The sequence below is a fragment of the Microbacterium testaceum StLB037 genome, assembly GCF_900104345.1.
Lineage (GTDB): Bacteria > Actinomycetota > Actinomycetes > Actinomycetales > Microbacteriaceae > Microbacterium > Microbacterium testaceum_A.
The window spans coordinates 431,443-456,422 of record NZ_FNJN01000002.1; the positions used below are offsets into that span (position 1 = coordinate 431,443).

The window sequence follows — 24,980 nt, forward strand, 5'->3', positions numbered from 1 at the left end:
GGAGGATCAGCGTTTATCGGACTGAGGCGGGGCTGAGGGGCGGGGCCCGACCTCAGATCAGGCCGAGCTCCGCGAACGCGTTGTGCACGCCGTCGTCGAGGACCGCGGTGGTCACGCGGCCGGCGAGACGCTGCAGCTCCGGCGCGGCGTTGCCCATCGCGACGGGCGTGCCGACGACCTCGAACATCTCGACGTCATTCCAGCTGTCGCCGATGCCGATGGCATCCGTCGCCGACAGGCCCAACTGATCGAGCACCGCCGTGATCGCGGAGCCCTTGGTGACGCCGGCCTGACCGATCTCGCCGTTCGACCCGCCGGGCAGCGGGATCGAGCCCGGGATGACGTGGAAGCCCTCGCCGAGCGCAGCCGCCGCGTGCGCGACGGTGTCGGTCGACGGGCTGACGAACACGGCCTTCGCGACGGCATCGCGGTCGACCTCCGAGACCGGTCGCGGCTCGCGCCAGAGCGGCTGCTCGGGCGGCAAGCCCTCGGCTTCGAGCTCGGCGGCGCGCTTCTCGTGCCGTTCGCGGCGGTACTCGGTCATCACGGGACCCATGCCGGCGCTCGCGTACACGCCCCCGTGGGTCTGGAGGAAGTAGTGGATGCCGTGAGCCTCGAAGTAGCGCTCGAGGGCGTCGACGTCTGCGCGGGGCATCGGCTGCTCGACGAGGAGGGCGTCCTCGTCGGGATCGCCGCCGCGGGTCGCGTACGCGCCCCCGTTGGTGATCGCCCCGTCGAAGCCGATCGCCAGCACCTCGGGGTGGATGTCGCCCGCCGATCGCCCGGTGGAGAGCCACACGAGGTGGCCGTTCTCGCGCGCCTTCCGCACGGCGGTCACCGTCGAGGGGGCGATCACCGAACCGTGCTCGAGGATCGTGCCGTCGACGTCGAGGAAGGCGATGCGGGTCATGTGCACTCCACAGCGATCGGCGCCGAGGCGCGGATCAGGTCGGGGGATCGACGGCGGATGCCGCGTCGAGGGCCATCGATCCCGGTCTCGGGAGAACCGACGACACCGCCACGCTACTCGACCGGCCCGCGCGTTCGACGTCGCGATTCGGCATCCGGGAATCGTCGTGTAGAGTCGCCGACGGACATGTGACTGGTCATGCAGGCAGGATCCGAACGCAGTGCGAGAGCACCGCCTTCGGGTCCTTTTTTGTTGCCCGGGCGACTTCGGAGTCGACGTCGCGACGCGTGTCCTTCGATCCAAGGAAGGACTTCGATGACCACTCAGGACAGCGCCCGCGCGATCCTCGAGCACGTCGGCGGAGCGGCCAATGTGGCCTCGCTCCACCACTGCTCGACCCGCCTCCGCTTCACGCTCGCCGACGACTCGCAGGCCGATGAGGCCGCCCTCAAGGCCACGCCCGGCGTCATCGGCGTGGTGCTGGGCACCCAGACCCAGGTGATCGTGGGCTCGGGCGTCAACGACTACTTCCGCGACATCGAGAAGCTCCGCACCGGGAGCGGCACGCGCGCCGCGGCGCGCGTCGACTCCGCCACGCCGAAGCTGACCCTCAAGCGCGCCGGGTCGGTGTTCATGGACTTCGTCGTCGGCGTCTTCACCCCGATCATCCCCGCCGTCGCCGGTGCGGGAATCTTCAAGTCGTTCCTCATCCTCGCCGTCGCGCTCGGCTGGCTGCAGACGACCGATCAGACCTATCAGGTGCTCACCGCGATCCCCGACGCGGTCTTCTTCTTCCTCCCGCTGCTGGTGACCTACACCGCCGCGAAGAAGCTCGACGTGAACATCCCGCTCGCGCTCGGCATCGTCGGCCTGCTGGTGTTCCCGACCTTCGCGGGTCTTCTCACCCAGGAGGGCGGCGTCGCGCTGTTCGGTCTGACGGTGCCCGCGATCGCGTACAACGCACAGGTGTTCCCCCCGATCCTCGCCGTGCTGCTGCTCGCCGTCGTCGAGCGCTTCGCCCGCCGCATCAGCCCCAGCGTCATCAGCACGTTCCTCGTGCCGTTGATCTGCTTCGTCATCGTGGCGCCCGCCACGATCTTCCTGCTCGGTCCGCTCGGCTTCTTCCTGGGCACCCTGCTGACCGGGGCGATGCTGTGGCTGTACGGCACCCTTGGTTGGATCGCCGTCGCGCTGATGGCCGCCGCCCTGCCGTTCATCGTCTCGGTCGGCATGCACAAGGCGTTCATCCCGCCCACGGTGGCCACGATGGCCTCCGCGGGCAAGGAGAGCTTCTACCTCGTCGCCTCGCTCGCCCACAACCTCGCCGAGGCGGGCTCGAGCCTCGCGATCGCCGTGCGCACGAAGAACAAGACGCTGCGCGGCACCGCGATCTCGTCGGGCATCTCCGCGTTCTTCGGCATCACCGAGCCGGCGCTCTACGGTGTGACGCTGCAGAACCGCCGCGCGATCATCTCGGTCGTCATCGGAGCGTTCGTGGGTGGTTCGTACCTCGGCATCGCGGCGATCTCGGCCTTCGCTCTCGTCAGCCCGGGAGCGGCGTCCATCTCGATGTTCATCGACATGGCCAACCCGTGGAACCTGCTGCACGCGGTCATCGGCGCCCTCGTCGCCATGATCACCTCGTTCATCGTGTCGCTGGTGATCTGGAAGGACTCCGACTCGGCCACCGTGCGTCTGCTCGAGAAGCAGGCGGGCACGTCGACCCCGGTTGCGGCACGCGCCGCAGGCGAGATCGTCGCCCCCATGACGGGTGAGGTCATCGCCCTCGAGAAGGTCGACGACCCGGTGTTCTCGGGAGGCATCCTCGGACCCGGCGTCGCCATCCGCCCCACCGACGGCGAGGTGCGGGCCCCCATCACCGGCACCGTGTCGAGCCTGCTGCCCTCGCGCCACGCGCTCGGCATCCTGGGCGACGACGGCCTCGAGGTGCTCGTGCACGTGGGCCTCGACACCGTGCGCCTCGAGGGCGCGCCCTTCACCGCCCACGTCGCCCAGGGCGACCGCGTCGAGGCGGGTCAGCACGTGCTGACCGCAGACCTCGCGGCGATCGAGGCCGCCGGACTCGACATCACGACGCCCGTCGTCGTGCTCAACGGCGACGCCTACGACGTCGCCCCCCTCGTCACCGGACGCGTCGCCGGGGGCGCCGCTCTGCTGTCGACCGATGCGAAGGAGACTGCGAATGGGATTGCCTGACGGATTCCTCTGGGGCGGCGCACTCGCCGCCAATCAGGCCGAGGGTGCCTGGAACGAAGGGGGCCGCGGTCCCGCGGTCTCGGACGTGTCGAAGTACCGGCCGAACGTCGACCCGCGCGAGTACGCGGTGCACCACCAGCACACGCTGGAGTCCATCGCCGCCGCGATGGCCGATGACGACATCGCCTTCTTCCCCAAGCGCCGCGGCATCGACTTCTACCACCGCTACCGCGAAGACCTGGCATTGTTCGCCGAGATGGGCTTCTCGGTGCTGCGCGTGTCGATCGCCTGGTCGCGGCTGTACCCGACCGGCGAAGAGCTCGAACCGAACGAAGAAGGCATCGCGTTCTACCTCGACCTCTTTACCGAGATGCGCCGTCTCGGCATCCGCCCCCTGGTGACCCTGTCGCACTACGACCCGCCTCTCGCGCTCGCCCTGAAGAACAACGCGTGGGTCGACCGCAGCACGATCGCCCTCTTCGAGCGGTTCTCGCGCACGTGCTTCGAGCGCTTCGGCCACCTCGTCGACCTCTGGCTGTCGTTCAACGAGATCGACGGCATCATCCGTCACCCGTTCACCTCGGGCGGCATCATCGACGAGACCGTCGAGGGGTCGCTGGAACAGGCCTGTTACACGGCGCTGCACCACCAGTTCGTGGCATCCGCGTCGGTGACGAAGATGCTGCACGAGATGTGGCCGGAGTCGGAGATGGGGTGCATGCTCACGATGCTCACCACCTACCCGAACACCTGCCACCCCGACGACGTCGCGGCGACCCAGGCCAAGGAACGACTGCTCTATCTGTGCACCGACGTCCAGGCCGGAGGGGCGTACCCGCGGCTGGCGCTGAAGGCGCTCGAGGCCAAGGGCATCACGATCCCCTTCGCCGAGGGCGACGTCGAGCTGCTGCGCGAGCACCCGGTCGACTACATCTCGTTCTCGTACTACATGACCCTCACCGAATCGGTGCGCCCGGATGCCGAGCGGACCCCCGGCAACACGGTGCTCGGCGTGAAGAACCCGTTCCTGCCGTCCAGCGAGTGGGGGTGGCAGATCGACCCGGTGGGCCTGCGCATCTCTCTCATCGACCTCTACGACCGCTACGGCAAGCCGCTGTTCATCGTGGAGAACGGCCTGGGCATGCGCGACGAGCTGACGGACGACGGCCGTATCCACGACCCGTACCGCATCGACTACTTCCGTTCTCACTTCGCGGAGATGATCCGCGCGGTCGACGAGGGCGTGGAACTGCGCGGCTACACGAGCTGGGCGCCGATCGACATCATCAGCGCCTCGTCGTCGCAGATCTCGAAGAGGTACGGTTTCATCCACGTCGATCAGGACGACCTCGGAAACGGCACCGGCGAACGGCGTCGCAAGGACTCGTTCTTCTGGTACCAGAAGGTCATCGCCTCGAACGGGGCCGACCTGGCGTGACGACCGCACTCGCTGCGCGTCCGCCGGGGTCGACGGAGACACCCATGCAGATCATCAAGAAGGTGCTGAACTCCAGCGTCGTGCTCGTCGAGGACGAGCGCGGCGTGGAGCGCGTGCTGTTGGGCAAGGGCATCGGCTTCGCCGCGCGCCCGGGCGACACCGTCGCCCCCGGATCGACGGATCGGGTGTTCGTCGCGCTCGACGACGCCGATCAACGGAACCTCGTCGAGTTGCTCGCACAGATCCCCGGAGGCTTCGTCGAGCTCACGAGGGCGATCGTGATGGATGCCGAGAAGGCGGGCATCGAACTCGACGCGCACATCTATCTCACGCTCACCGATCACCTGCACTTCGCGGTGGAGCGTCAACGGCGGGGCCTGCAGGTCACCAACCGCCTGGCGTGGGAGGTGCGAACCGTCTACCCGCGCGAATACGAGGTGGGCCTTCGCGCCCTCGGACTGCTCCGCGACCGAACAGGGATGTCACTTCCCGACGAGGAGGCCGCCAACATCGCCTTCCATCTCGTCAACTCCGAGGTGGGACGACCGGCCGTCGACTCGATGCGGGTGGTCGGGCTCGTGTCGGACATCACGACGATCGTCACGCACTCCGGGGGAGTGACCCTGGATGCCGACGACCTCCACACCCGTCGGTTCCTCACCCACCTGCAGTTCTTCGCGGAGCGGTTGTTCAGCGACCGCCTCGCCGGTCAGGACGAAGACCTGCTCTTCGCGACCATGACGGCCAAGCACCCGCGCGCCGTCGCGACGGCCGAACGCATCCGCGCGTTCGTCCTCAAGGAGCACGAGGTGGCCATCTCCGACGAAGAGGTGGGCTACCTCGCCCTGCACATCGCTCGCGCCCAGTCGAGCTGAACACCCCGAAAGGTCCCCATGGCACAGCGCACCGCCGTCTTCGGCTCGTCCTCCGGCCTGCACTCCCGCCCCGCGGCGACTCTCGCCCGCGCGGCCGCGGCGTCGAAGCACACCGTCACCCTCGCCGCCGGTGACACCTCCGTCGACGCCCGCAGCATCCTCGCTCTGCTGCAGCTCGGCGTGAAGACGGGCGACGAGGTGGCCCTCGAGGTCGACGGTCCCGAGGCCGACCGCGTCGCCGACGAACTTCAGGCGCTGCTCGAGCAGGATCTCGACGCCGCCTGACTCGATCGCGTGAGGGGCCGCGCCGGGTGTACCCCCCGACGCCCGGCATCCCGGCCCCTCACGTGCCCTCTGGGGTCCGGCCCTTCTCCGTGGCTCGCGTGAGGGGTCGGAATCTGTCGCCTGCCGCCTCACGAGGCGACACTTCGTGACCCCTCACACGAGCCGGTACCGCGCCCAGCCACGGTGCAGATGCGCCCGGTACCCTGGAAACCATGACTGATCAGCCCCCCGTGCGCACGACGACGCCCCGCTCGGTGCGCCCCGAGGGGGCCCCGGCCGACACCGGCATCCGCCAGGTGCGCCCCAAGACCGAAGGTTGGCAGCAGGCCAAGGACGAGACCGGTCGTCCGCTGCTGCAGTTCGCCAGCCCCAAGCGCGGCAAGCCGCCCGTGCACCTCGCCGACCTCACGCATGACGAGCGCATCGCCAAGCTCAAGGAGGTCGGCCTCCCGGGCTTCCGCGCGAAGCAGCTCGAGAAGCACTACTTCACGCACTACACGTCGGATGCCGCCGACATGACCGACCTCCCGGCATCCGGTCGTGAAGAGCTCGTCGCGGGGATGCTGCCGCCCCTGCTCACCGAGGTGCGCCGGCTCGAGACCGATCGTGGCGACACGATCAAGTTCCTCTGGAAGCTGCACGACGGCGCCCTCGTCGAGTCGGTGCTCATGCGCTATCCCGGCCGCATCACGCTGTGCGTGTCTTCGCAAGCGGGGTGCGGCATGAACTGCCCGTTCTGCGCCACCGGGCAGGCGGGACTGACCCGCAACATGTCGGCCGCCGAGATCATCGAGCAGATCGTGCGCGCCAACGCCCTCATCGCCGCCGGCGGTCTGGGCGGCAAGAAGCGCGACGACCACTCGCTCGACCGCGTGTCGAACATCGTGTTCATGGGCATGGGCGAGCCGCTCGCCAACTACGCGCGCGTCATGCAGGCCGTGCGCGTGATGGTCGACAAGGAGCACGGCCTGGGCATGAGCGCCCGCGGCATCACGGTGTCGACCGTCGGACTCGTCCCCGCGATCAAGAAGCTCGCCGACGAGGACATCCCGGTCACCTTCGCCCTTTCGCTCCACGCCCCCGACGACCACCTGCGCGACGAGCTCATCCCGGTGAACTCCCGCTGGAAGGTCGACGAGGCCCTCGATGCCGCGCGCGCCTACTTCGACAAGACCGGGCGCCGCGTCTCGATCGAATACGCCCTGATCAAGGACATGAACGACCACGCCTGGCGCGCCGACCTGCTGGCCGAGAAGCTCAACGCCCGCGGTCGCGGCTGGGTGCACGTGAACCCGATCCCGCTGAACCCGACGCCCGGCTCGATCTGGACGGCATCCGAGGTGCCCGTGCAGAACGAGTTCGTACGCCGCCTCAACGACGCCGGCATCCCCACGACCCTCCGCGACACCCGCGGCAAAGAGATCGACGGGGCGTGCGGCCAGCTCGTCGCGACCGAAGAAGACGAAGCGGCGGCCGAGGCGACCCCGGTCGGCTGACCCCCCTGCACGAATGCCCCCGGCCCGAGCGGCCGGGGGCATTCGTGCTTACGCGGGCGGACGATGAGGTTCCGCGCGACCCGCCGCATGCATCCGAGGCCGCGATTAGACGGCGACGGCCGTCACGACGAGATTGTCGACGTAGTGGCCGCTGGCCGGGTCCCACGCTCCCGCGCACGTTACGAGCCGCAACTGCGGCGTCGGCGTCGGCGCGTAGACCGACTCGGTCGGGAAGCTGTTCTTCTCAACGGTCTGCAGCCCGGTGACCACGAAGTCGGCGGTCGACCCGTCCGCGCGGCGGACCGACACCGTGTCGCCGGGCGTCAGCCTCGGCAGGTCGTAGAACACCGCCGGCCCCGTGGGTGAATCGACGTGCCCCGCGATGACCGCGGGACCGACTTCTCCGGGCAGGACACCCTTCTCGTACCACCCGACCGCGTCGTAGTCCTGCGGGGACTGGATCCACCCGTCGGCCCCGCGGTCGAGTCCGATGAGGTCCGAGTCCACTCCGATCGCCGGAATCGAGATGTGCACGGGCACGGCGGTATTGCCCGCCGTGGGGGCGACCGGGTTCTGGAATCCGCCCGCGGCGCCGACCCCCGGCGCCGTGGTCCCCGTGTCATCCGCTGCGCCGGCAGGGCCCGCTGTCGTACCGTCGCCGCCGAGAGTCGGGCAGCCGTCGAGCACGTCGTCGGTGAGCATCGCCGTCGCCAGCGCCGTCCAGGCCGCACCGTAATACGTGGGGGTGGATGCCGCGGTGTCGGCCATGCGCTGCAGATCGGCCCGCGCCTCGTCGTCGCGCCCGCTCGCCCCGAGGGCGGCCGCCCGCGCGGCGTACGCGACCGGGTGCCGGTCCGACGTGAGGGCGCCCGCCCCCGCGTCGAGCTCGGCGGGCAGTTCGTCGTCGCCGGGGAGTACCGCCGCCACGCGCGCGGCGAGCGCGCGGTCGTCGTCCCGGCACGACTCGGCGAACCGGATGGTCGTGCGCGCAGCGTCGTACCCGTAGGCCGGCTCGCCCCCGCCGCCCGCGGAACCCGCGAGCGCGACGGCGCCGTCGTCGGCGACCGTGGCCCAGTTGGTCGGCAGGGTGTTGGCATCCATCAGCGCGCTCGTCACCGCTCTGCTGCCCGCGGCCAGTTCTTCCCACCGGGAATCGCCCGATGCGCGCGCGAGCACGTCGAACGCGGCAGGAGACGCGTAGGACGGGTTGTAGGCATGGGGGGATGCCGTCGCCCACGGCCCCGGGAGCAGGATGCGGCCGATCGCGGTCTGGGTCGTCATCTCGTCGAGGACGGCCGCACCCAGGGCCACGCCCTGATCGCGGAGGTCGTCGCGACCGAAGGCGTCGCCCGCGAGCACCAGGGCGCGCGCCGCGTCGAGGTCGGCGTCCGAGGCGGGCTGCTCGTCGACGACCGCGCCGTCCTTCCATTGCCACGCCAGCAGGCCGTCGTCGCGCTGCAAGTGGGTGGTCGTCCACTCCCAGATGCTGTCGAAGCGCGACGGGTCGTCGGCGGCGACAGCGAGGAGCAAGCCGTACGCCTGCCCCTCGCTGACCGTGTCGCCGCCCTGGTCGGTGCGCACCACGCGACCGGCGTCGACGTACGTGTCCAGGAAAGCCTCGGCCGTCGCGGTGGTGCGGTCGGCGGTGTCGGGTTCAGGCTCGGTCGCGGTGCTGCACGCCGCCAACGTCAGGGCGACGACGGCCGCGACGGCGCCGACCGCGGACGCTCGGCGCGCGAACGTCACGCGCCCGCCTCGCCCCGGCGGCGGCGCGCCGCGATCAACGCGACGGCGGCCAGCGCCGCCGCCGCCGCACCGGCGCCCGCCATCGCGGCACCCGTGGGTGCGGTGGTCGCGGTGGAGGTGCCGCCGCCGCCGGTGTGGATGCCGCCGACCGGCATGTCGGCGAGGGTCGCCGAGTCGGTGATGGTCTGCGCCGTCAGCGCGCCCTGGGCGTCATCGAGGACGAAAAGGGTCGAGACCGATCCCGCCGGCAGGTTCACGGCCGAGGTCGCCGAATCGTCCGCCCCCGTCAGCTCGAGGTTCCACGAGCCGGCCGGCACCGCGGCGTAATCGGTTGCCGATCCCGCGGGCACGTCGCGGGCGATCGGACGCCCCTGGGCGGTGTCGACGTTCACCGTCGGCTCGACCGTCGAGGCCTGCACGACGCGCACCCGCGCCTGGCCGGCGGCGGGGGCCGAGAGATCGTCCTGGAAGACCGTGGTCTTCAGGTCGGCGTTTCGGCCGTACGCGGCGACCGTGACGGGCTCGCCCTCGGCGATGTCGATCGACTGCTGCACGACCGGCTGTGTGCCGTCGGTGGCATCCGAGGGCACCATCGACACGACGTACGTGCCGTCGGTGAGGGGGATGTAGGGGCTCACCGCGCCGTAGGCGACGTCGTCGAGCTCGTACACGACGGCCCCGCCGGCGAGCGCCGTCAGCTGCACGTCGACCGACTTGGTGTCGGGGGAGAGGTGCGCCACGCGCGCCCAGCCCCCGGGCGCGGTGGGGGTAGCGGAGGCGGCGGGGGCGGTGGCGACGCCGATCCCGGCGGCGAGCAGGGCGGCGGCGCCGATCGCAGCGAGCCGCGCGGGACGGAGGGAGGGGAGTGCACGGAACATGGCGGTCCTTTCGTTGGGGGGAAGAGAGGATCAGGAGGTGGGGCGGGGGAGCAGGTCGACCGGCTCGTCGGGCGAGAACGTGATGACTACGCCCGCGTCACCGCGTTCGACCGAGACCGGGCGCAGGGGGCCGGTCAGCGACTCGTAGAAGCGCAGCAGGGCGTCGGCCCCGGCGGCATTCCCCCGGGCGTCCTGACCGGCGAACGAGCTGACGACGAGCTGGCGATGGACACCTGAGGGATCGCCCTCGAGCTGCGTAATGTCGGCCACGTCGATCCGGCCCTGCGACGAGAGCTGGCCGAGGGTCAGCAGGATGCGTCCGTCGACGACGCCCGAGGTGAGCAGGTCCTGCTCCTCGCCGGGGACGCCGACGTCGGGGTTCTGCAGCACCTGCTGCCCGGCCACCGATCGGGCGGCGTAGAGGCCGTCGTCGGCGGCCTGCGCGAGCGCCGCCTGCGCGGTGTCGACCAGGCGCACGTCGACCTTCTGCGCGCCCTCGCCGAACGACGCCACGACGGCGCTGTTCTCGATCGCCTGGCGCACGGTCGGGAACTCGGTCGGGAAGGTGCGCATGGAGTCCGTCGTGATCACGTAGTCGTAGTCGCGCCACCCGTCGGGGGCGAGCTGCTGCACGTCGGTGTCGGTGTCGGCCTTGTAGTACCAGACCACGTTCTCGCGCTCGAACCCGGCGCGTACGAGGTCGACCCACATCGCATCGTCCACGAGCATGCGCGAGTCGGCGGGGGCGTTCTGCGACATCCACGCCTCGGCGTCGCGCAGGGGACGATCGAGGTCGGCGAGCAGGAACCCGCGCAGCTGCGCGGCCCACAGCGGACCCGCGGCAAGCACGGCGACGATGAGTCCGACGGCGGTGGCGACGCCGCCGATGCGCCGCAGGGCGCCGTGGGAGCGCAGGGCCTCGACGGCCACCTGACCCATTCCGGCGACGATCACGGCCGCGGACGGCAGCAGCATGATGACGTACGGCACGGGCAGGTACCCCCCGCGGAACATGAACGCCGTCAGGGCCAGCAGGGCGATCGCCCAGGGGCGCAGGCGACGCACGAACAGCGCCGTGACGGCGGCCGCGAGCGCCGTGACGATGAGCACGGCATCGAGCTGCCACCACAATCCGACGGTGCGCGACATGAGGCTCTCGGGGTCGAACAGCGATCCGCTGCCCTCGCGCGAGGACAGCTGGAACGCGAGTCCGTCCCACAGGCTCACGCGCCCGGGGGCGGGAGCGACCTCGCCCTTGACCAGGGCGAAGGCGACGTAGGCGAGGCCGATCAGCCCCAGCACGGCCGCGGCGACCGACAGGGTGTACCGGCGCGTGGTGCGGTCCGCGCCGCGCCACATGAACCACGCCACCAGCGGCAGCGCGAGCAGGTACGTCTCTTTCGTCAGGACGGCGACGCCGAACGCGGCCGCGGCGCCGAGGTAGCCGGCCAGCTGGGCGCGGCGGCTCATCGCCAGCAGCAACGCGGCGAGCAGCCACGCGGTGGCGATGTTGTCGAGGTACACCTGCCGGTGGAACTGCACCGCGAGCGGCGACAGCAGGAACAGGAGGACCGCCGCGGATGCCGTGAACCGGGCGAATCCGATGCGGCGCACGACGAACCACAGCAGAACGGCGGCCGCGGCGGTGGCCGCGAGCATCGCCTCGCGGGCGGCGATCACGGCGATGTCGTAGCGGTTCCAGCCGTCGGTCAGACCGACCCAGGCCGCGATCTGCATCCACCCGAGGGGCGGGTGGTCGTACCAGTACGTGTAGTGCGTGAGCTCGCCTAGGTTGCCGATGCTCCACGCCTGCGCGGTGTACGTGCCCTCATCGTCGATGCGCTGCGGGGAGCCGCCGAGGTTCAGGGCGTTGACCACCAGGCCGAGGACGAGGGGAGGAAGCAGCCACAGCGCGTCGCCGAGCCGGGCGCGCCAGGGCGAGACGCGGCGGCGCAGGCCGGCCGATGCGCGGTCGGAGGGGATGGTCCCGGTGGGGACGCGGTCGATCGTCGAGGTCATCGGGTCACCTCCGAGCCGGCGCCGACGAGGTCGGGTGCGGTGGACGGGGTCACGGCGTCGCGGTGGGCACCGGTGTGCTCGGTCTTCTCCCAGCTGCTGTCGCCGCGCAGCTGACGTACGACGCTGCGCACGGCGGCGGCGGCGAGGAACACCTGGTAGGGCACGAGTCCTAGCACCAGGCGCACGTAGTCGCGCACGCGCACCTTCTTGCCGTAGACGCGCCCGAACTCGGTCAGTCCCGCCGCCTCGGCGACGAGGGTGATGATCGTGGGCACGAGGGGCAGGAAGGTCAGCAGAGCCACCGGGGTCGGCACCTTCACGAGCAGGATGAAAGCCAGCGAGATGGGGATCAGCAGTCCGGTCGCCGCCTGCAGGAACGGCATGTTCAGCAGATAGCGGGCGTACATGCGCTGGCGCAGCGTCGGCAGCGCCTTCCACTCGCCCTTGCCGAGGACCTGCAGGAAGCCCTGGTTCCAGCGCGTGCGCTGCTTGTAGAGCGACTTCAGGGTCGGCGGGGTCTCTTCGCGCGTGACGTACTCGGGGTTGTAGGCGACGACGACCTTCGCGCCGTCGCTCGACAGCCGCACGCCGAGCTCGCAGTCCTCGGCGAGGCACTGGTCGTCCCACCCCTTCGACCACGCGAGGCGATCGCGGGTGACGAACACGGTGTTGCCGCCGAGGGGGATGAACTTGGAGCGGGCGTGGAAGTGCAGGCGCGAGCGGAACCAGAAGTAGTACTCCAGGACGTTGCGCAGCGACCACCAACTGGTCTCGAAGTTCATCAGCTGCACGCCGCCCTGCACGACATCGGCACCGGTCTCCTGGAACTTCGAGTCCACGACCGTCAGCAGGCCAGGGTGCACCTCGTCCTCGGCGTCGAAGACGCCGACGATGTCGCCGGTCGCGATCTGCAGGGCGCGGTTGAGAGCCTTGGGCTTGTTCTTGGGGACGCTGTCGTCCACGACGACCTTGATGAGATCGGGATGCCGTGCGGCGGCCTGACGCACCACCAGCTCGGTGCCGGGGTCGTCGTGGCCGACGATGGCGATGATCTCGAAATCGGGGTGATCCTGTTGCGCGAGGCGGTCGAGCGTCTGGCCCATGACCTCTTCCTCGTGCCGGCCGGGCACGAGCAGCGTGAAGCGGTGCCGCGCGGCGCGGGGCGAGGAGCTGAACTGCGTGGCGCGCAGGTCATCTGCCGAACGCCAGGCGTGGAGCATCCACCACAACGTCGTCGTCGCGACGACGGTCAGGGCGATCGCGAGCACGATGACGCCGCCGTAGCCGAGCCATTCGCCGATCGACCAGTCGGGCAGGAACCCACCCGTGACGGTGGTGCCGGGCTGAACGGGGACGACGGTATCGGTGACGCCGGTCGAGCCCTGCCCGGGATCGGGGGCCACCGGGGTGAGGAGCGGTTCGGGGGTGGGGCCGGGTGCGGCCGCGGTGATCGGGTGCACGTGCGGGAACGACAAAAGACAACCTCCAGCGTCCACGTGGACGGTTCGAGGGCGGTAAGGGGAGATGCGCGACGACCGGGGGTGAAACGTCTCGCACGGGTGATTCGGGGGTGCACGGGGGGAATGGTTTGGATGGCACAGGCGATTGTCAGGGTTCGCTCTCGTCGGCGTCGTGTCGAGGGGCATCCACCGATCGGGGGATGCCGAGTCCCCCGGGTCGTCGTTCCCGTCGGTGTCGCGCACCACCAGACTGAGGGCATGAGCGAGAACGTCGTCGAGGTCCAGGACCTGCGCAAGACCTATCGAGGGGGCCTCGAGGCACTGCGCGGGGTGTCGTTCGACATCCGCCGGGGCGAGACGTTCGCGCTGCTCGGTCCCAACGGCGCGGGCAAGAGCACGGTCATCGAGATCCTCGAGGGCTACCGCGACCGCACGAGCGGCGAGGTGCGCGTGCTCGGCATCGACCCGCACCGCGGCGGCCTCGACTGGAAGGCGCGGCTCGGCATCGTGCTGCAGAACACCGGCGAAGCGCCCACGGCGAGCGTGCGGGAGCTGCTGGCGCACTTCGCCTCGTTCTACCCGCGCCCGCGCGATGTCGACGAGGTCATCGCCTCGGTCGGACTGAGCGAGAAGGCCAAGGTCTCGGTGCGCAAGCTGTCGGGCGGGCAGCGGCGTCGCGTCGATGTCGCTCTCGGCATCGTCGGCCGACCGGAACTGCTGTTCCTCGATGAGCCGACGACCGGCTTCGACCCCGAGGTCAGACGGCAGTTCTGGGACCTCATCCGCGACCTGCAACGCGAGGGCACGACGATCCTGCTGACCACCCACTACCTCGACGAGGCAGCCGAACTCGCGGAACGCGCGGCGATCATCGTCGGCGGAGAAATGGCATCCGTCGGTCGTATCGACGAACTCGGCGGACCGGATGCCCGTGTGCCTCTCGTGCGGTGGCGCGAGGGCGGTGAGACCCGCGAGCAGCGCACGCAGGATCCCGGAGCGGTGGTCGCGCAGCTCTACGCCCGTCTCGGCGAACCCGAGCGGCTCGAGGTCGTGCGCCCGAGCCTCGAAGACGTGTACCTCTCGTTCCTCGGCGACGAAGCGCGCCGCACGACCGCGGCGGGAGGCCCCGCGTGAGCCGCGTGCTGCGGCTGGGTGCCGCCCGTGTCGCGTTCGAGGTGCGCTCGTACTTCCGCCAGGGCGACTCGGTGTTCTTCACGTTCCTGTTCCCCGTGATGATCCTGCTGATCTTCGCCGTCGCCTTCGACGCGCAGACCTTCGGCCCGCCCGGAGACGAGGTGGATGCCGCGCAGTTCTACCTCCCCGCGATGCTCGCCGCGGGCGTGCTGCTGTCGGGTCTGCAGAACATGTCGATCGACATCGCGATGGAGCGCAGCGACGGCACGCTCAAACGCCTCGGCGGAACCCCGCTGAGTCCGGTGTCGTACTTCATCGGCAAGCTCGGGCAGGTGCTGGTGACCGGATTCCTGCAGTCGGCGCTGCTCATCGTGGTGGCCGCGGTGTTCTTCGGCGTACCGCTGCCGACCGACCCGGAGCGCTGGCTGACCTTCGCGTGGGTATTCCTGCTGGGCGTGACCACCTGCGCGATCCTGGGCATCGGCCTGTCGGCTCTGCCCCGCACCGGCCGCAGCGCCACGGGCGTCGTCATTCCGATCGTGCTGCTGCTGCAGTTCATCTCGGGCGTCTACATCAACTTCGCCGCCCTCCCCGAGTGGTTGCAGAACGTCGCGAGCGTCTTCCCGTTGAAGTGGCTCGCGCAGGGCTTCCGCTCGGTGTTCTTGCCCGAGGGCTTCGCGGCGGGCGAGCCGTCGGGCTCGTGGGACCACCCGCTGATCCTGCTGGTGACGGGGCTGTGGCTGGTGCTCGGGCTCGCGCTCGTGCGGCTGACGTTCCGCTGGATTCGGAAGGACGCGTGATGTCGCAACTCACCGCCACCCCGGTCGTCGCCTCGGACGGGGCGGATGTCGGACTCCCCACGACGCGAGGGTGGATCGTCGCCTTCCTCGCGGCGGGAATCCTGGGTGCGGGCATCGCCGTGGCATCCGCGGTCGTCGCCGGCATCCCGTGGGCCTCGGCCGTCGCTGCGCTGACGCTTCTCGGTGCCTACACCGTGTTCATCCTGCTCGTGCTGCCCCGTCTGCTGCGGCGGGAGGCGGGGACGATGGGCGCGCTCGACGTGGTCACCATGGTGGTCACGGTGGTCGTGGTCGCGTTGCTGACCTTTCTCGTGCCGTGGCTCGCGATGCTGCAGTTCTGGGTCTTCCCGCTGCTGTGGACGCTGGCCGCGTCGACCCGCATCGCGGTGGGTGCGTGCTTCGTCTCGGCCGCGTCGATCTTCGCCGCGCTGCTGCCCTGGACCGGTGGAGGATCGTGGGCGGTCATGGCCTTCGTACAGGGCGCGTCGTTCGTCTCCGCCGTCGTGCTGGGGCTCTGGATCAGCGGAATCTCGCGGTACGGCTCCGAACGCGACGTCCTCGTCGCCGAGTTGACGGCAGCGCAGAGCGAACTCGCCTCTCTGCATCACGACGCCGGCGCGATGGCCGAGCGCGAGCGCCTCACCGCCGAGATGCACGACACGATCGCGCAGAGCCTCGCGGGGACGGTCATGCTCGCGCAGCGCGCCCGGCGCGAGCTGGTCGAGGGAGCTCTGTCGCCGTCGACCCTCGAGCTCGTCGAGGAGGCCGCACGGGCAGCGCTCGCCGAGACGCGAGAGCTGGTCGCCGGGGGAGCCCCCGCCTCGGTCGGGGCCGGCGGACTGACCGAAGCGTTGCGCACGGTGGTCGCGCGGGCCGTCCGCGAAACGGGTCTCGACGTCGAGCTCGTGACGTCGGCCGTACCGCCGCTCGATCGTGAGGCCGAGGTGGCGCTCCTGCGGTGCGCGCAGGAGGGCCTGTCGAACGCGAGACGGCACTCCGGCGCCCGTCGCGTCGAGGTGACTCTCGCCGAGCGGCACGGCGTCGTGGAGGTCACCGTGCGCGACGACGGCGTCGGTTTCGACGCCACCGCCCACGCGCACGGCTTCGGCATCGAGGGGTTGCGTGCACGCCTGGGCGCCCTCGGCGGGTCGCTCGAGGTCGACGGCACCCCCGGGGCTGCGACGGTGCGCGCCGGCGTCCCTGTCAGGACGGGACGCTCGTGATCCGCGTCGTCGTCGCGGACGACCACCCCATCGTGCGCGCGGGGCTCGTCGGCTTGTTGGACGCCGCAGACGGGATCGACGTGGTCGGAGCGGCCTCCGACGGGGTGGAGGTCGTGGACCTCGTCGAGAAGGAACGTCCCGATGTGGTGCTGATGGACATGCGGATGCCGCGCCGCGACGGCGACGAGGCGACCGCGATGCTGCGCGAGAGCGTGCCCGCGACGCGTGTCATCGTCTTGACGACCTACGAGAGCGACGACGTCATCATGCGCGCGATCGCCGCGGGGGCGAGCGGGTACCTGTTGAAGGCCGCTCCCGAAGCGGAGCTGATCGCGGGCATCCGCGCGGTCGCAGCCGGCGAGGTGGCTCTCGCGCCGAGCGTCGCCCGGGTGCTGGTGGGGCAGGCGAGGCGGGCGCCCGACGTGCCGACGCTGACCCCTCGAGAGGTCGAGGTGCTCTCGCACGTCGCCGAGGGGCTGAGCAACCGCGAAATCGGCGTCCGTCTTCACCTCGGCGAGGCGACGGTCAAGACGCATCTGCTCAAAGCTTTCACGAAACTCGAGGTGGCGGATCGCACGCGCGCCGTCACGCGGGCGATGGAGCTCGGCATCCTGCGGTCGCCCTCGTGAGAGGTCGGAATCGGTCGCTTCCGGCGCTTCACGCGACACATTCTGACCCCTCACGCGGATATCCGGATGCCGCGGCCCCGGTGTCGGTGGCCGGGTCTAGCGTGGAGGAATGGTCGCTTATCGCTATCTCGGTAACAGTGGATTCAAGATCTCGGAGATCACCCTCGGCAACTGGGTGACCCACGGCTCGCAGGTCGGTGACGACGCGGCGATCGCCACGGTGCACGCCGCGCTCGACGCCGGCATCACGACGTTCGACACCGCAGACGCCTACGCCAACACGGCCGCCGAGACGGTTCTCGGCAAGGCCCTCGAGGGGCAGCGGCGCGAGTCGCTCGAGATCTTCACCAAGGTCTACTTCCCCACCGGCCCCGCGGGCCCCAACGACACCGGCCTCAGCCGCAAGCACATCATGGACTCCATCAACGGGTCGCTCAAGCGCCTGGGCACCGACTACGTCGACCTCTACCAGGCGCACCGCTTCGACTACGAGACCCCGCTCGAAGAGACGTTCCAGGCCTTCGCAGACATCGTGCGCCAGGGCAAGGCGCTCTATATCGGTGTCTCGGAGTGGACGGCAGAGCAGCTGCGCGACGGGCACGCGCTCGCGAAGCAGCTCGGCATCCAGCTCATCTCGAACCAGCCGCAGTACTCCATGCTGTGGCGCGTGATCGAGGGCAAGGTCGTGCCCACCAGCGAAGAGCTCGGCATCTCGCAGATCGTCTGGTCGCCGATGGCCCAGGGCGTGCTGAGCGGCAAGTACCTGCCGGGTCAGCCCGTGCCTGAGGGCTCGCGCGCGACCGACGAGAAGAGCGGTGCCACGTTCATCAAGCGCTTCTTGAACGACGACACCCTCGAAGCCGTTCAGCGCCTCAAGCCCATCGCCGACGAAGCCGGACTCTCGATGCCGCAGCTCGCGATCGCGTGGGTGCTGCAGAACCCGAACATCGCGGCAGCCCTGGTGGGTGCATCGCGACCCGAACAGCTCGCGGACACCGTGAAGGCGTCGGGAGTCACCCTGGATGCCGACACCCTCGCCGCGATCGACTCGGCCCTCGGCGACGCGGTGTACTCCGACCCAGAGAACACCTACGAGGTATCGCCGAAGCAGCGCGTGGCCTGACCCGCGGACGACGGTGGGGCGGGGCTTCGGCTCCGCTCCGCCGCGCTGCGGGGCGCGCTCCGCCGCGCTGCGAGGCGAAGAAGGCCGCTCGGCTGCGCCTCAGGCGCCGCTCAGGAGAGGGCAGGGTGGGCGTCGTACTCTGTGCGAATGTCCTTTTCCGCTCACCGGCCGGGCCGCTTCGGCTCCGATGGCCGCATCGAGTTCACGACGGACGAGGAACGCGAGCAGTATCTCGACGACATCCTCGCCGCGCAGAACGCGGCTCACCGCCCCGCCGAGGCCCAGGACCACACGTCCGAGCCGTGGGGCGCCCCGCCCGCAGACGACGAGCCCGTCGACCCGTTCGTCGTCGACGCGCGCGACGCGGAGCCGGTCGAGACGCCCCGCGACGACGCCCCCGCCGACGACCACGACACCGTGGTGATCGACCGCTCCGAGCGCTCCCGCCCCGACGACGAGACCGCGGTGATCCCCGACGAGGCGCCCGAGCCCGTGGCATCCGAGCCCGCGGCATCCGAGCCGCGCCAGCCCCGCCTGCGCCGTCACGATCCTCGACGACCGCGTCTGTCCCTGATCCGCCGGATGGCGGTGCTCGGCGGCGCCGACAACGACGTCCTCGACGAGGTGCCCGAAGAGGTGCCGCGCTTCGTGCAGATGTTCCTCGTGCTCGCCGGAACCGCTCTGGTCTCGTCGCTGTCGATGATGTTCGCGCTGCTGACGGGAGTGCGCGTGAGCCTGTGGCTCGCCGTGCCGCTCGCGATCGTGTGGGGCCTCATCATCTTCAACCTCGACCGCTTCCTCACCTCGACGATGCGTTCGACGAAGAACATCTTCCGCCTGCTCGGCCTGGCCATGCCCCGCGTGATCATGGCGGCACTGATCGGCATCGTCGTCGCCGAGCCGCTCGTGCTGCAGGTGTTCCAGAACGACATCGTGCGCGAAGTGAACTCCACCAACGTCACACAGGCCCTCACCGACCAGGATGCCGTGACCAGCGGCCCCGAGAAGCAGGCGCTCGACGCCGCGAGCGCGCAGGTGTCGGCGCTCGAGAACCAGGCGGCGACCGGCATCGTGACCGGAACCTCGTCGACCTCGGCCGAATCCGCCGCGGCTCAGCAGAGCGTCGATCAGCTGACGCAGCAGCTCGCCGCGCAGCAGACCGTCATCGACCAGGCGCGCGCGGTGTACCAGTGCGAGCTCACGGGCCAGGGCGCCGGGACGGTTCCGGGCTGTACGGGCGTCGCCGGCAACGGCGCGAGTTCCGATGCGGCGCAGGCGCAGCTCGCTCAGGCGCAGTCGGCCTACGACTCGCTGTCGACCCAGCTCGCGCAGGCGCAGTCGACCCTCGCCGCCGCGAACTCCGCCGGGGCCGAGGCCGCCGCCTCGTCGGCCGACCAGAACAAGCAGCAGGCCGAGGACCAGTTGCCCGCCGCGCGAGCGCAGTACGAGTCGGCGCTCGCCGCGTACAACGCGCGGGCGTCGTCCGTCGCCGACGGCAACGCGGGAGCGGTGGGTCTGCTCAGTCAGATCACGGCCCTCGAACGCCTGTCGGACCGCGAACCGACGCTGCGCTGGGCGCACTACCTGATCGCCGCGCTGTTCTTCATGATCGAGCTGCTGCCCGTGCTCGTGAAGGTGCTCACCGGGTTCGGTGGTCCCTCCCTGTACGAGAAGGCGGAGAAGATGCGCGGTCAGATCGCCCTCGACCGCGTCTCGGCGCGGACGTTCCGCAAGCGCGCCGACATCATCGCCGACGAGGCGAACCGCGTGCCGGCCACCGTCACCTGATGGTCGTGTGGAGCGCGGGACTGCTGCTGTACCGGCTGACGCCGGAGCCGCAGGTGTTCATCGCGCACATGGGCGGACCGTTCTGGGCGAAGAAGGACGCCGGCGCCTGGTCGATCCCGAAGGGCGAGTTCGACCCCGAATCCGAAGGGGCTCTGGATGCCGCGCGCCGCGAGTTCCGCGAAGAGCTCGGCGTCGAGCCGCCCCAGGTCGAGTGGGCGGAGCTCGGCACCTTCGCGTCCTTGAGCGGCAAGAAGGTGGTCGTCTTCGTGGGCGACGGCGCCGGGTTCACGGCATCCGACTTCACGTTCGGCACATTCGAGATGGCGTGGCCGCCCCGCTCCGGGAAGACGGCGTCGTTCCCCGAGGTCGACCGCGCGGAGTGGATGGCTCCGGATGCCGCGCGCGAAGCGCTCGTGAAGGGCCAGCGCCCCGCGATCGACGCGCTCGAAGCCGCGCTGTCGGAGCTGCCCGCGTCCTGACGCGCCCCGGGCAGAACGCAGGAGAAACGGCGACGGCCCCGACGCCGACCCGCGTGATTGCGGGGGCGCCGGGGCCGTCGGCGTGCGGATCTCCGGAGTTCTGCACGCGAAGCGCGGCGGACACCGGGCCCGCGGCGCCGCGCAAGAGCGGCACCGCGGGCCCGGGACGTCACGGACGCAGCAGGATCTTGCCGACGCGGGGCGCGTCGCTCGCGGTGACGGCCTCGACGATGTCGTCGAGACCGAAGGTGGCCGCGACCGGGAGCGTCAGGGTGCCGTCGGCGAGGTAGCGCGACAGCTCGCCGAACAGGGCGCCGCGGGTCTCGGCATCCATCGTCTTGCTGACGACACTGCCCCAGAAGCCCTTCACGGTGGCCTGGCGGAAGATGAGGTCTCCGGCGCCGAGTTCGAGCTTGCCGGCGCCCATCGATCCGAAGATCACGAGCGTGCCGTTCTCGCTCAGCAGCGACAGCACCTGGCCGGCCGCGGGGCCGCCGACCGAGTCGACGCCCGCGACGACCGTGCCGTCGCCGACGAGGGCGAGAGCCTGCTCGCGCCAGTCGTCGGCGTCGGTCGACACGACGTTGTCGATGCCCTGGGCGGCGAGCTCCTCGACGGCGCTCTGGCGGCGCACGAGACCGACGACGTTGACGCCGCGGGCCTTGGCGATCTGCGCGACCATGCGGCCGACGGCACCGTTGGCGGTGTTCTGCACGATCCAGTCGCCGGCCTTCAGGTCGAGCGAGTGCAGCAGGCTGATGGCACTGAACGGCATCGAGACGAGCTGCGAGGCGACCTCGTCGCTCAGGCCCTCGGCGACGGGGATGAGGCCCGCGGCCTTGGTGACGACCTGCTCGGCCCAGACGCCGAAGGTGCCGCCGGTGGCGACGCGCTCGCCGACGGCCAGGTTCTCGACGCCCTCGCCGAGCTCTTCGATGACGCCGACGGCTTCCGTGCCGGCGCGGGCGGGCAGCTCGGGCTTGAAGCCGTAGGTGCCGCGGATGGTCCACAGGTCGTGGTTGTGGATGGGCGACAGCAGCACGCGCAGGCGCACCTCGCCGGGGCCGGGGGTCGGGGTCTCGACCTCTTCGACGCCGAGGACGTCGGCCGGCTCGCCGAACTCGTGGTGGATGACTGCGCGCATGGAATGCCTCCTGTGGTTATTTTGTAACGACTGGTCTAATATAGACCTCGGGCCTGTGAATGCAACCCGGACGACGCTGGACAGCCGAAAGGCGGAGGAAGAACATGGGCCGGATGCCGAGCTTCGATCGCTCCGCCGTCGTCGACGCCGCGCGCGACGTGTTCTGGCGGCGCGGGTACGCCGAGACGGGCATCGCCGAGCTCGAGGACGCCACGGGGCTGACCCGCTCGAGCCTGTACAACGCCTTCGGTAGCAAGCGCGGACTCTTCGACGCTGTCCTCTCGGCCTACCTCGACGATGTGGTCCGCACGCGCCTGCGCCCACTGGGCGGAGGTGACCCCGGCGCCCTCGAGGCCTACGTCGACGACATGCGTTCGGCCATCGAAGCCGACGCCCCGCGCGCTCGCCTGGGATGCCTACTGCTCAACGCCGGCTCCTCGCCCCTCGCGAGCGAGGACGCCGAGGTGCGCACGCTCGTCTCGGACTACGCGGCCGAGATGCGCGCCGCGATCCGCTCGGCGGTCGCCGACCGTCGCCCCGACCTGACCCCGGATGCCGTGGACGCGCTCGCCGCGGTCTGCGCCTCGCTCGTGGTGGCCGGCCTCACCCTCGCCCGCGCGGATCGCGACGCGGCGCTGGGGACGTTGGCATCCATCCCCTCGACCCTGGAGTCGTGGGGGCGGAGCTGATCCCGCCGCGGCGTCCACTCGAAGGTCGGGTCAGCCCAGCTTGACGGCCGTGCCGTAGGCGACGACCTCTTGGAAGTTCTGCGCCACCTCGCTCGTGTCGAAGCGCATCGCGATCACCGCGTCGGCGCCGACGGCCTGGGCCGCCTCGACGAGACGCTGCTTCGCCTCGTCGCGGCTCTCCTGCAGCTGCTGGGTGAGACCCTGCAGCTCGCCGCCGAAGATCGATTTGAGGCCGGCGCCGAACTGCACCCCGATGTTGCGGGCGCGCACGGTGAGGCCGGTCACTTCGCCGTACACTTCGACGATCTGACGGCCGGGGACATCGTTCATGGTCGTGACGAGCATGCGCTCAGTGTGTCAGGTGATCTAGCGGTGCGCGAGGGGGTGCGCGGAACCACTTTGTGTATACCTAAGACGCGTCCATGGTAGCGTTTTCGCCTTTCGGGGCGCGGAATGCATACACTGGAGGGATGACGGCGAGGGGGCAGCATGCGAGCGAGTGAACGCGCGTACGCGACGCTCCTCGACGAGATCCAGACGGGGGTGCTTTCGCCGGGCACCGTGTTGGGCGAGGTCGACCAGTCCACCCGGCTCGGCGTCAGTCGCACCCCGCTTCGCGAGGCGCTGCGCCGGTTGGCATCCGATGGTCTCGTCGCTCAAGCATCGGCCCGCGTGACCGTCGTCGCCGGCATCGACGTCGACGACATCCGCTCCCTCTTCGATCTGCGGCGCGCGCTCGAGACCGAGGCGGCACGCCTGGCGGCCCGGCGCGGTGACCGCGCCGCCTTCCTCGAACTCGCGACCGAGTTCGCCGGCGTCGACACCGCGGACGCCGACGCGTACTACGCCCTCATCGCCCGCTTCGACTCCGCGATCGACGACGCCGTCGACAACGCCTATCTCTCCGCCGCGCTGCGGAGCGTCCGTACTCATCTCGTACGGGTGCGACGCATGGCGCGAGACAACCCCCTTCGCCTCTCGGCATCGACCGGGGAGCATGAACTGATCGCGAGAGCGATCGGCGCCGGCGACCCCGAACTCGCCGCCCACGCCACCCACGTGCACCTGCACAATGCCCTCACCACCATCCTCGAAGCCCTCACGGAGGACCCCTCATGACGATCACCCACCACGTGCGCGTGCACCGCAGCGACGAGAACCTCGCCCGCGAGGGCCAGCTCGCCTGGGCGCTCGCGCGCGTCGCGGTCGACCCGGTGGCCGTCGACGACGACGTGACCGAGATGATCGTCAACCGCCTCATCGACAACGCCGCGGTCGCCGCAGCCTCGCTCACGCGTCAGCCCGTGAGCGCGGCGCGCCAGCAGGCGCTGGATCACGCCGTGTCGATCGGCGGAGCGGGCGCGACGGTGTTCGGCTGCGCGCTCGAGCGGCACTCCAGCCCCGAGTGGGCGGCCTGGGCCAACGGCGTGGCCGTGCGCGAGCTCGACTACCACGACACCTTCCTCGCCGCGGACTACTCGCACCCCGGCGACAACATTCCGCCCGTACTGGCCGTCGCCCAGCACACCGGTCGCGACGGCGCCGCCCTCGTGCGCGCCCTCGCCACGGCCTACGAGATCCAGATCGACCTCGTGCGCGCGATCTCGTTGCACAGGCACAAGATCGACCACGTCGCGCACCTCGGACCCGCCGCCGCAGCCGGCATCGGCACCCTGCTCGACCTGGACCAGGAGACGATCTACCAGGCGATCGGCCAGGCCCTTCACGTCACCACCGCCACGCGCCAGTCGCGCAAGGGAGAGATCTCGACGTGGAAGGCGCATGCCCCCGCCTTCGCCGGCAAGATGGCGATCGAGGCCGTCGACCGCGCGATGCGCGGCGAGACGAGCCCCTCGCCCATCTACGAAGGCGAAGACGGCGTGATCGCCTGGATGCTCGACGGCCCCGACGCCTCGTACGACGTGCCCCTGCCCGCCGAGGGCGAGAGCAAGCGCGGCATCCTCGACTCGTACACGAAGGAGCACTCCGCCGAGTACCAGGCGCAGGCGTGGATCGACCTCGCCCGACGCCTCGGCACCGAGCGCCCGGAACTGCGGGACCCCGCCAACGTGGCATCCGTTGTCCTGCACACGAGCCACCACACGCACTACGTGATCGGTTCGGGGGCGAACGACCCGCAGAAGTACGATCCGACCGCCTCGCGCGAGACGCTCGACCATTCGATCCCGTACATCTTCGCCGTCGCCCTGCAGGACGGCGCGTGGCACCACGTCGACTCGTACACCCCTGAGCGCGCGGGCCGTGCCGACACCGTCGAGCTGTGGCACAAGGTCACCACGGCCGAAGACGCGGAGTGGACGCGCCGCTACCACTCCGAAGACCCCCACGAGAAGGCGTTCGGCGGCCGCGTCGTCATCACGCTGACCGACGGGTCGATCGTGGAGGACGAGATCGCCGTCGCCGACGCCCACCCGCTCGGCGCGCGGCCGTTCGCCCGCGAGGACTACGTGCGCAAGTTCCGCCTGCTCGCCGAGCCCGTGCTGCTGCCCGACGAGATCGAGCGCTTCCTCGAGCTCGTGCAGCGCCTGCCCGAGCTGACCCCGGCCGAGGTCATGCAGCTCTCGATCGTCGCGAAGCCGGGCGTGCTGGCGCTGGCACCCGCGCCGAAGGGGCTGTTCTGATGCGC

At 70.4% G+C, this 24,980-nt stretch carries 22 protein-coding genes; 15 read left to right on the forward strand and 7 right to left on the reverse strand.

Translation table 11 applies throughout. From position 1 onward, the window contains the following. Positions 1-52: 52 nt before the first annotated feature. Positions 53-910, reverse strand: a complete 858-nt coding sequence (locus BLS25_RS05380; protein WP_074694692.1) for a Cof-type HAD-IIB family hydrolase — start codon at positions 908-910, stop codon at positions 53-55. A gap of 315 nt (positions 911-1,225) precedes the next feature. Here BLS25_RS05380 and BLS25_RS05385 point away from each other — a divergent pair, with 315 nt between their 5' ends. The 5 genes from BLS25_RS05385 to rlmN all read left to right on the forward strand — a co-directional run bounded on the left by BLS25_RS05385 (position 1,226) and on the right by rlmN (position 7,221). Beyond that, on the forward strand, positions 1,226-3,127 hold the full coding sequence (locus BLS25_RS05385; RefSeq protein WP_074694693.1) for a beta-glucoside-specific PTS transporter subunit IIABC: 1,902 nt from the start codon (positions 1,226-1,228) through the stop codon (positions 3,125-3,127). Further along, positions 3,114-4,565 (forward strand): glycoside hydrolase family 1 protein, encoded by a 1,452-nt coding sequence (locus BLS25_RS05390; protein WP_074694694.1) that lies wholly within the window; start codon positions 3,114-3,116, stop codon positions 4,563-4,565. Before BLS25_RS05385 ends, BLS25_RS05390 begins: the two co-directional genes overlap by 14 nt. 44 nt (positions 4,566-4,609) lie before the next feature. Next, complete coding sequence (locus BLS25_RS05395; RefSeq protein WP_074694695.1) at positions 4,610-5,440, forward strand: PRD domain-containing protein; 831 nt, start codon at positions 4,610-4,612, stop codon at positions 5,438-5,440. Positions 5,441-5,458: 18 nt separating this feature from the next. Further along, positions 5,459-5,725 carry an HPr family phosphocarrier protein gene (locus BLS25_RS05400; protein WP_056224536.1) on the forward strand — a complete coding sequence of 89 codons (267 nt, stop codon included), beginning with the start codon at positions 5,459-5,461 and terminating at the stop codon, positions 5,723-5,725. Between the two features lie 212 nt (positions 5,726-5,937). Further along, the gene (gene rlmN / locus BLS25_RS05405) at positions 5,938-7,221 is read left to right on the forward strand and encodes a dual-specificity RNA methyltransferase RlmN (RefSeq protein WP_074694696.1); all 1,284 of its coding nucleotides are present in this window, start codon (positions 5,938-5,940) and stop codon (positions 7,219-7,221) included. A gap of 105 nt (positions 7,222-7,326) precedes the next feature. Here rlmN and BLS25_RS05410 read toward each other — a convergent pair whose 3' ends face one another. The 4 genes from BLS25_RS05410 to BLS25_RS05425 are packed head-to-tail and all read right to left on the reverse strand — an operon-like array spanning position 7,327 to position 13,339. Beyond that, on the reverse strand, positions 7,327-8,967 hold the full coding sequence (locus BLS25_RS05410) for a class F sortase (RefSeq protein WP_081349690.1): 1,641 nt from the start codon (positions 8,965-8,967) through the stop codon (positions 7,327-7,329). Next, positions 8,964-9,845 carry a DUF4397 domain-containing protein gene (locus BLS25_RS05415; protein WP_074694697.1) on the reverse strand — a complete coding sequence of 294 codons (882 nt, stop codon included), beginning with the start codon at positions 9,843-9,845 and terminating at the stop codon, positions 8,964-8,966. Before BLS25_RS05415 ends, BLS25_RS05410 begins: the two co-directional genes overlap by 4 nt. A gap of 30 nt (positions 9,846-9,875) precedes the next feature. Next, positions 9,876-11,864 carry a glycosyltransferase family 39 protein gene (locus BLS25_RS05420; RefSeq protein WP_074694698.1) on the reverse strand — a complete coding sequence of 663 codons (1,989 nt, stop codon included), beginning with the start codon at positions 11,862-11,864 and terminating at the stop codon, positions 9,876-9,878. Beyond that, positions 11,861-13,339: a glycosyltransferase family 2 protein gene (locus BLS25_RS05425; protein ID WP_256335540.1), complete on the reverse strand. Its 1,479-nt coding sequence runs from the start codon at positions 13,337-13,339 to the stop codon at positions 11,861-11,863. The genes BLS25_RS05420 and BLS25_RS05425 overlap by 4 nt, the downstream gene beginning before the upstream one ends. Before the next feature lie 243 nt (positions 13,340-13,582). On the opposite strand from BLS25_RS05425, the gene BLS25_RS05430 reads away from it, so the two are divergent. The 7 genes from BLS25_RS05430 to BLS25_RS05460 all read left to right on the forward strand — a co-directional run bounded on the left by BLS25_RS05430 (position 13,583) and on the right by BLS25_RS05460 (position 20,500). Then, positions 13,583-14,458 (forward strand): ABC transporter ATP-binding protein, encoded by an 876-nt coding sequence (locus BLS25_RS05430; protein ID WP_074694699.1) that lies wholly within the window; start codon positions 13,583-13,585, stop codon positions 14,456-14,458. Beyond that, positions 14,455-15,258, forward strand: coding sequence for an ABC transporter permease (locus BLS25_RS05435; protein WP_074694700.1), 804 nt, complete (start codon positions 14,455-14,457; stop codon positions 15,256-15,258). The genes BLS25_RS05430 and BLS25_RS05435 overlap by 4 nt, the downstream gene beginning before the upstream one ends. Then, complete coding sequence (locus tag BLS25_RS05440) at positions 15,258-16,481, forward strand: sensor histidine kinase (RefSeq protein ID WP_074694701.1); 1,224 nt, start codon at positions 15,258-15,260, stop codon at positions 16,479-16,481. Before BLS25_RS05435 ends, BLS25_RS05440 begins: the two co-directional genes overlap by 1 nt. Beyond that, entirely contained in the window at positions 16,478-17,110 is a 633-nt protein-coding gene (locus BLS25_RS05445) for a response regulator transcription factor (protein ID WP_074694702.1), read from the forward strand. Before BLS25_RS05440 ends, BLS25_RS05445 begins: the two co-directional genes overlap by 4 nt. Before the next feature lie 109 nt (positions 17,111-17,219). After that, positions 17,220-18,233, forward strand: a complete 1,014-nt coding sequence (locus BLS25_RS05450) for an aldo/keto reductase family protein (RefSeq protein WP_074694703.1) — start codon at positions 17,220-17,222, stop codon at positions 18,231-18,233. 147 nt (positions 18,234-18,380) lie between these two features. Then, positions 18,381-20,021 (forward strand): DUF4407 domain-containing protein, encoded by a 1,641-nt coding sequence (locus BLS25_RS05455; protein WP_074694704.1) that lies wholly within the window; start codon positions 18,381-18,383, stop codon positions 20,019-20,021. Continuing rightward, positions 20,021-20,500, forward strand: a complete 480-nt coding sequence (locus BLS25_RS05460) for an NUDIX hydrolase (RefSeq protein ID WP_074694705.1) — start codon at positions 20,021-20,023, stop codon at positions 20,498-20,500. Before BLS25_RS05455 ends, BLS25_RS05460 begins: the two co-directional genes overlap by 1 nt. A gap of 169 nt (positions 20,501-20,669) precedes the next feature. Here BLS25_RS05460 and BLS25_RS05465 read toward each other — a convergent pair whose 3' ends face one another. Further along, complete coding sequence (locus BLS25_RS05465; protein WP_074694706.1) at positions 20,670-21,644, reverse strand: zinc-binding dehydrogenase; 975 nt, start codon at positions 21,642-21,644, stop codon at positions 20,670-20,672. A 113-nt stretch (positions 21,645-21,757) separates the two neighbouring features. Here BLS25_RS05465 and BLS25_RS05470 point away from each other — a divergent pair, with 113 nt between their 5' ends. Continuing rightward, positions 21,758-22,333, forward strand: a complete 576-nt coding sequence (locus BLS25_RS05470; RefSeq protein ID WP_235556908.1) for a TetR/AcrR family transcriptional regulator — start codon at positions 21,758-21,760, stop codon at positions 22,331-22,333. A 30-nt stretch (positions 22,334-22,363) separates the two neighbouring features. Here BLS25_RS05470 and BLS25_RS05475 read toward each other — a convergent pair whose 3' ends face one another. Continuing rightward, positions 22,364-22,678, reverse strand: coding sequence for a YbjQ family protein (locus tag BLS25_RS05475; protein WP_056224521.1), 315 nt, complete (start codon positions 22,676-22,678; stop codon positions 22,364-22,366). Between the two features lie 144 nt (positions 22,679-22,822). Here BLS25_RS05475 and BLS25_RS05480 point away from each other — a divergent pair, with 144 nt between their 5' ends. Together BLS25_RS05480 and BLS25_RS05485 are read left to right on the forward strand one after the other, a co-directional pair. Beyond that, a complete protein-coding gene (locus BLS25_RS05480; RefSeq protein ID WP_056224519.1) occupies positions 22,823-23,452 on the forward strand; it encodes a GntR family transcriptional regulator in 630 nt (209 codons plus the stop codon). After that, entirely contained in the window at positions 23,449-24,975 is a 1,527-nt protein-coding gene (locus BLS25_RS05485; protein WP_074694707.1) for an MmgE/PrpD family protein, read from the forward strand. The genes BLS25_RS05480 and BLS25_RS05485 overlap by 4 nt, the downstream gene beginning before the upstream one ends. The last annotated feature ends 5 nt before the right edge of the window (positions 24,976-24,980 follow it).

What these genes read in the sequence shown, in the direction of transcription:
- BLS25_RS05485 (WP_074694707.1), top strand. Translation starts at nt 23,449, where the DNA reads ATGACGATCACCCACCACGTGCGCGTGCACCGCAGCGACGAGAACCTC.
- BLS25_RS05430 (WP_074694699.1), top strand. Translation starts at nt 13,583, where the DNA reads ATGAGCGAGAACGTCGTCGAGGTCCAGGACCTGCGCAAGACCTATCGA.
- BLS25_RS05400 (WP_056224536.1), top strand. Translation starts at nt 5,459, where the DNA reads ATGGCACAGCGCACCGCCGTCTTCGGCTCGTCCTCCGGCCTGCACTCC.
- BLS25_RS05440 (WP_074694701.1), top strand. Translation starts at nt 15,258, where the DNA reads ATGTCGCAACTCACCGCCACCCCGGTCGTCGCCTCGGACGGGGCGGAT.
- BLS25_RS05450 (WP_074694703.1), top strand. Translation starts at nt 17,220, where the DNA reads ATGGTCGCTTATCGCTATCTCGGTAACAGTGGATTCAAGATCTCGGAG.
- BLS25_RS05460 (WP_074694705.1), top strand. Translation starts at nt 20,021, where the DNA reads ATGGTCGTGTGGAGCGCGGGACTGCTGCTGTACCGGCTGACGCCGGAG.
- BLS25_RS05385 (WP_074694693.1), top strand. Translation starts at nt 1,226, where the DNA reads ATGACCACTCAGGACAGCGCCCGCGCGATCCTCGAGCACGTCGGCGGA.
- BLS25_RS05395 (WP_074694695.1), top strand. Translation starts at nt 4,610, where the DNA reads ATGCAGATCATCAAGAAGGTGCTGAACTCCAGCGTCGTGCTCGTCGAG.
- BLS25_RS05470 (WP_235556908.1), top strand. Translation starts at nt 21,758, where the DNA reads ATGCCGAGCTTCGATCGCTCCGCCGTCGTCGACGCCGCGCGCGACGTG.
- BLS25_RS05475 (WP_056224521.1), bottom strand. Translation starts at nt 22,678, where the DNA reads ATGCTCGTCACGACCATGAACGATGTCCCCGGCCGTCAGATCGTCGAA.
- rlmN (WP_074694696.1), top strand. Translation starts at nt 5,938, where the DNA reads ATGACTGATCAGCCCCCCGTGCGCACGACGACGCCCCGCTCGGTGCGC.
- BLS25_RS05390 (WP_074694694.1), top strand. Translation starts at nt 3,114, where the DNA reads ATGGGATTGCCTGACGGATTCCTCTGGGGCGGCGCACTCGCCGCCAAT.
- BLS25_RS05465 (WP_074694706.1), bottom strand. Translation starts at nt 21,644, where the DNA reads ATGCGCGCAGTCATCCACCACGAGTTCGGCGAGCCGGCCGACGTCCTC.
- BLS25_RS05480 (WP_056224519.1), top strand. Translation starts at nt 22,823, where the DNA reads ATGCGAGCGAGTGAACGCGCGTACGCGACGCTCCTCGACGAGATCCAG.
- BLS25_RS05455 (WP_074694704.1), top strand. Translation starts at nt 18,381, where the DNA reads ATGTCCTTTTCCGCTCACCGGCCGGGCCGCTTCGGCTCCGATGGCCGC.
- BLS25_RS05420 (WP_074694698.1), bottom strand. Translation starts at nt 11,864, where the DNA reads ATGACCTCGACGATCGACCGCGTCCCCACCGGGACCATCCCCTCCGAC.
- BLS25_RS05380 (WP_074694692.1), bottom strand. Translation starts at nt 910, where the DNA reads ATGACCCGCATCGCCTTCCTCGACGTCGACGGCACGATCCTCGAGCAC.
- BLS25_RS05415 (WP_074694697.1), bottom strand. Translation starts at nt 9,845, where the DNA reads ATGTTCCGTGCACTCCCCTCCCTCCGTCCCGCGCGGCTCGCTGCGATC.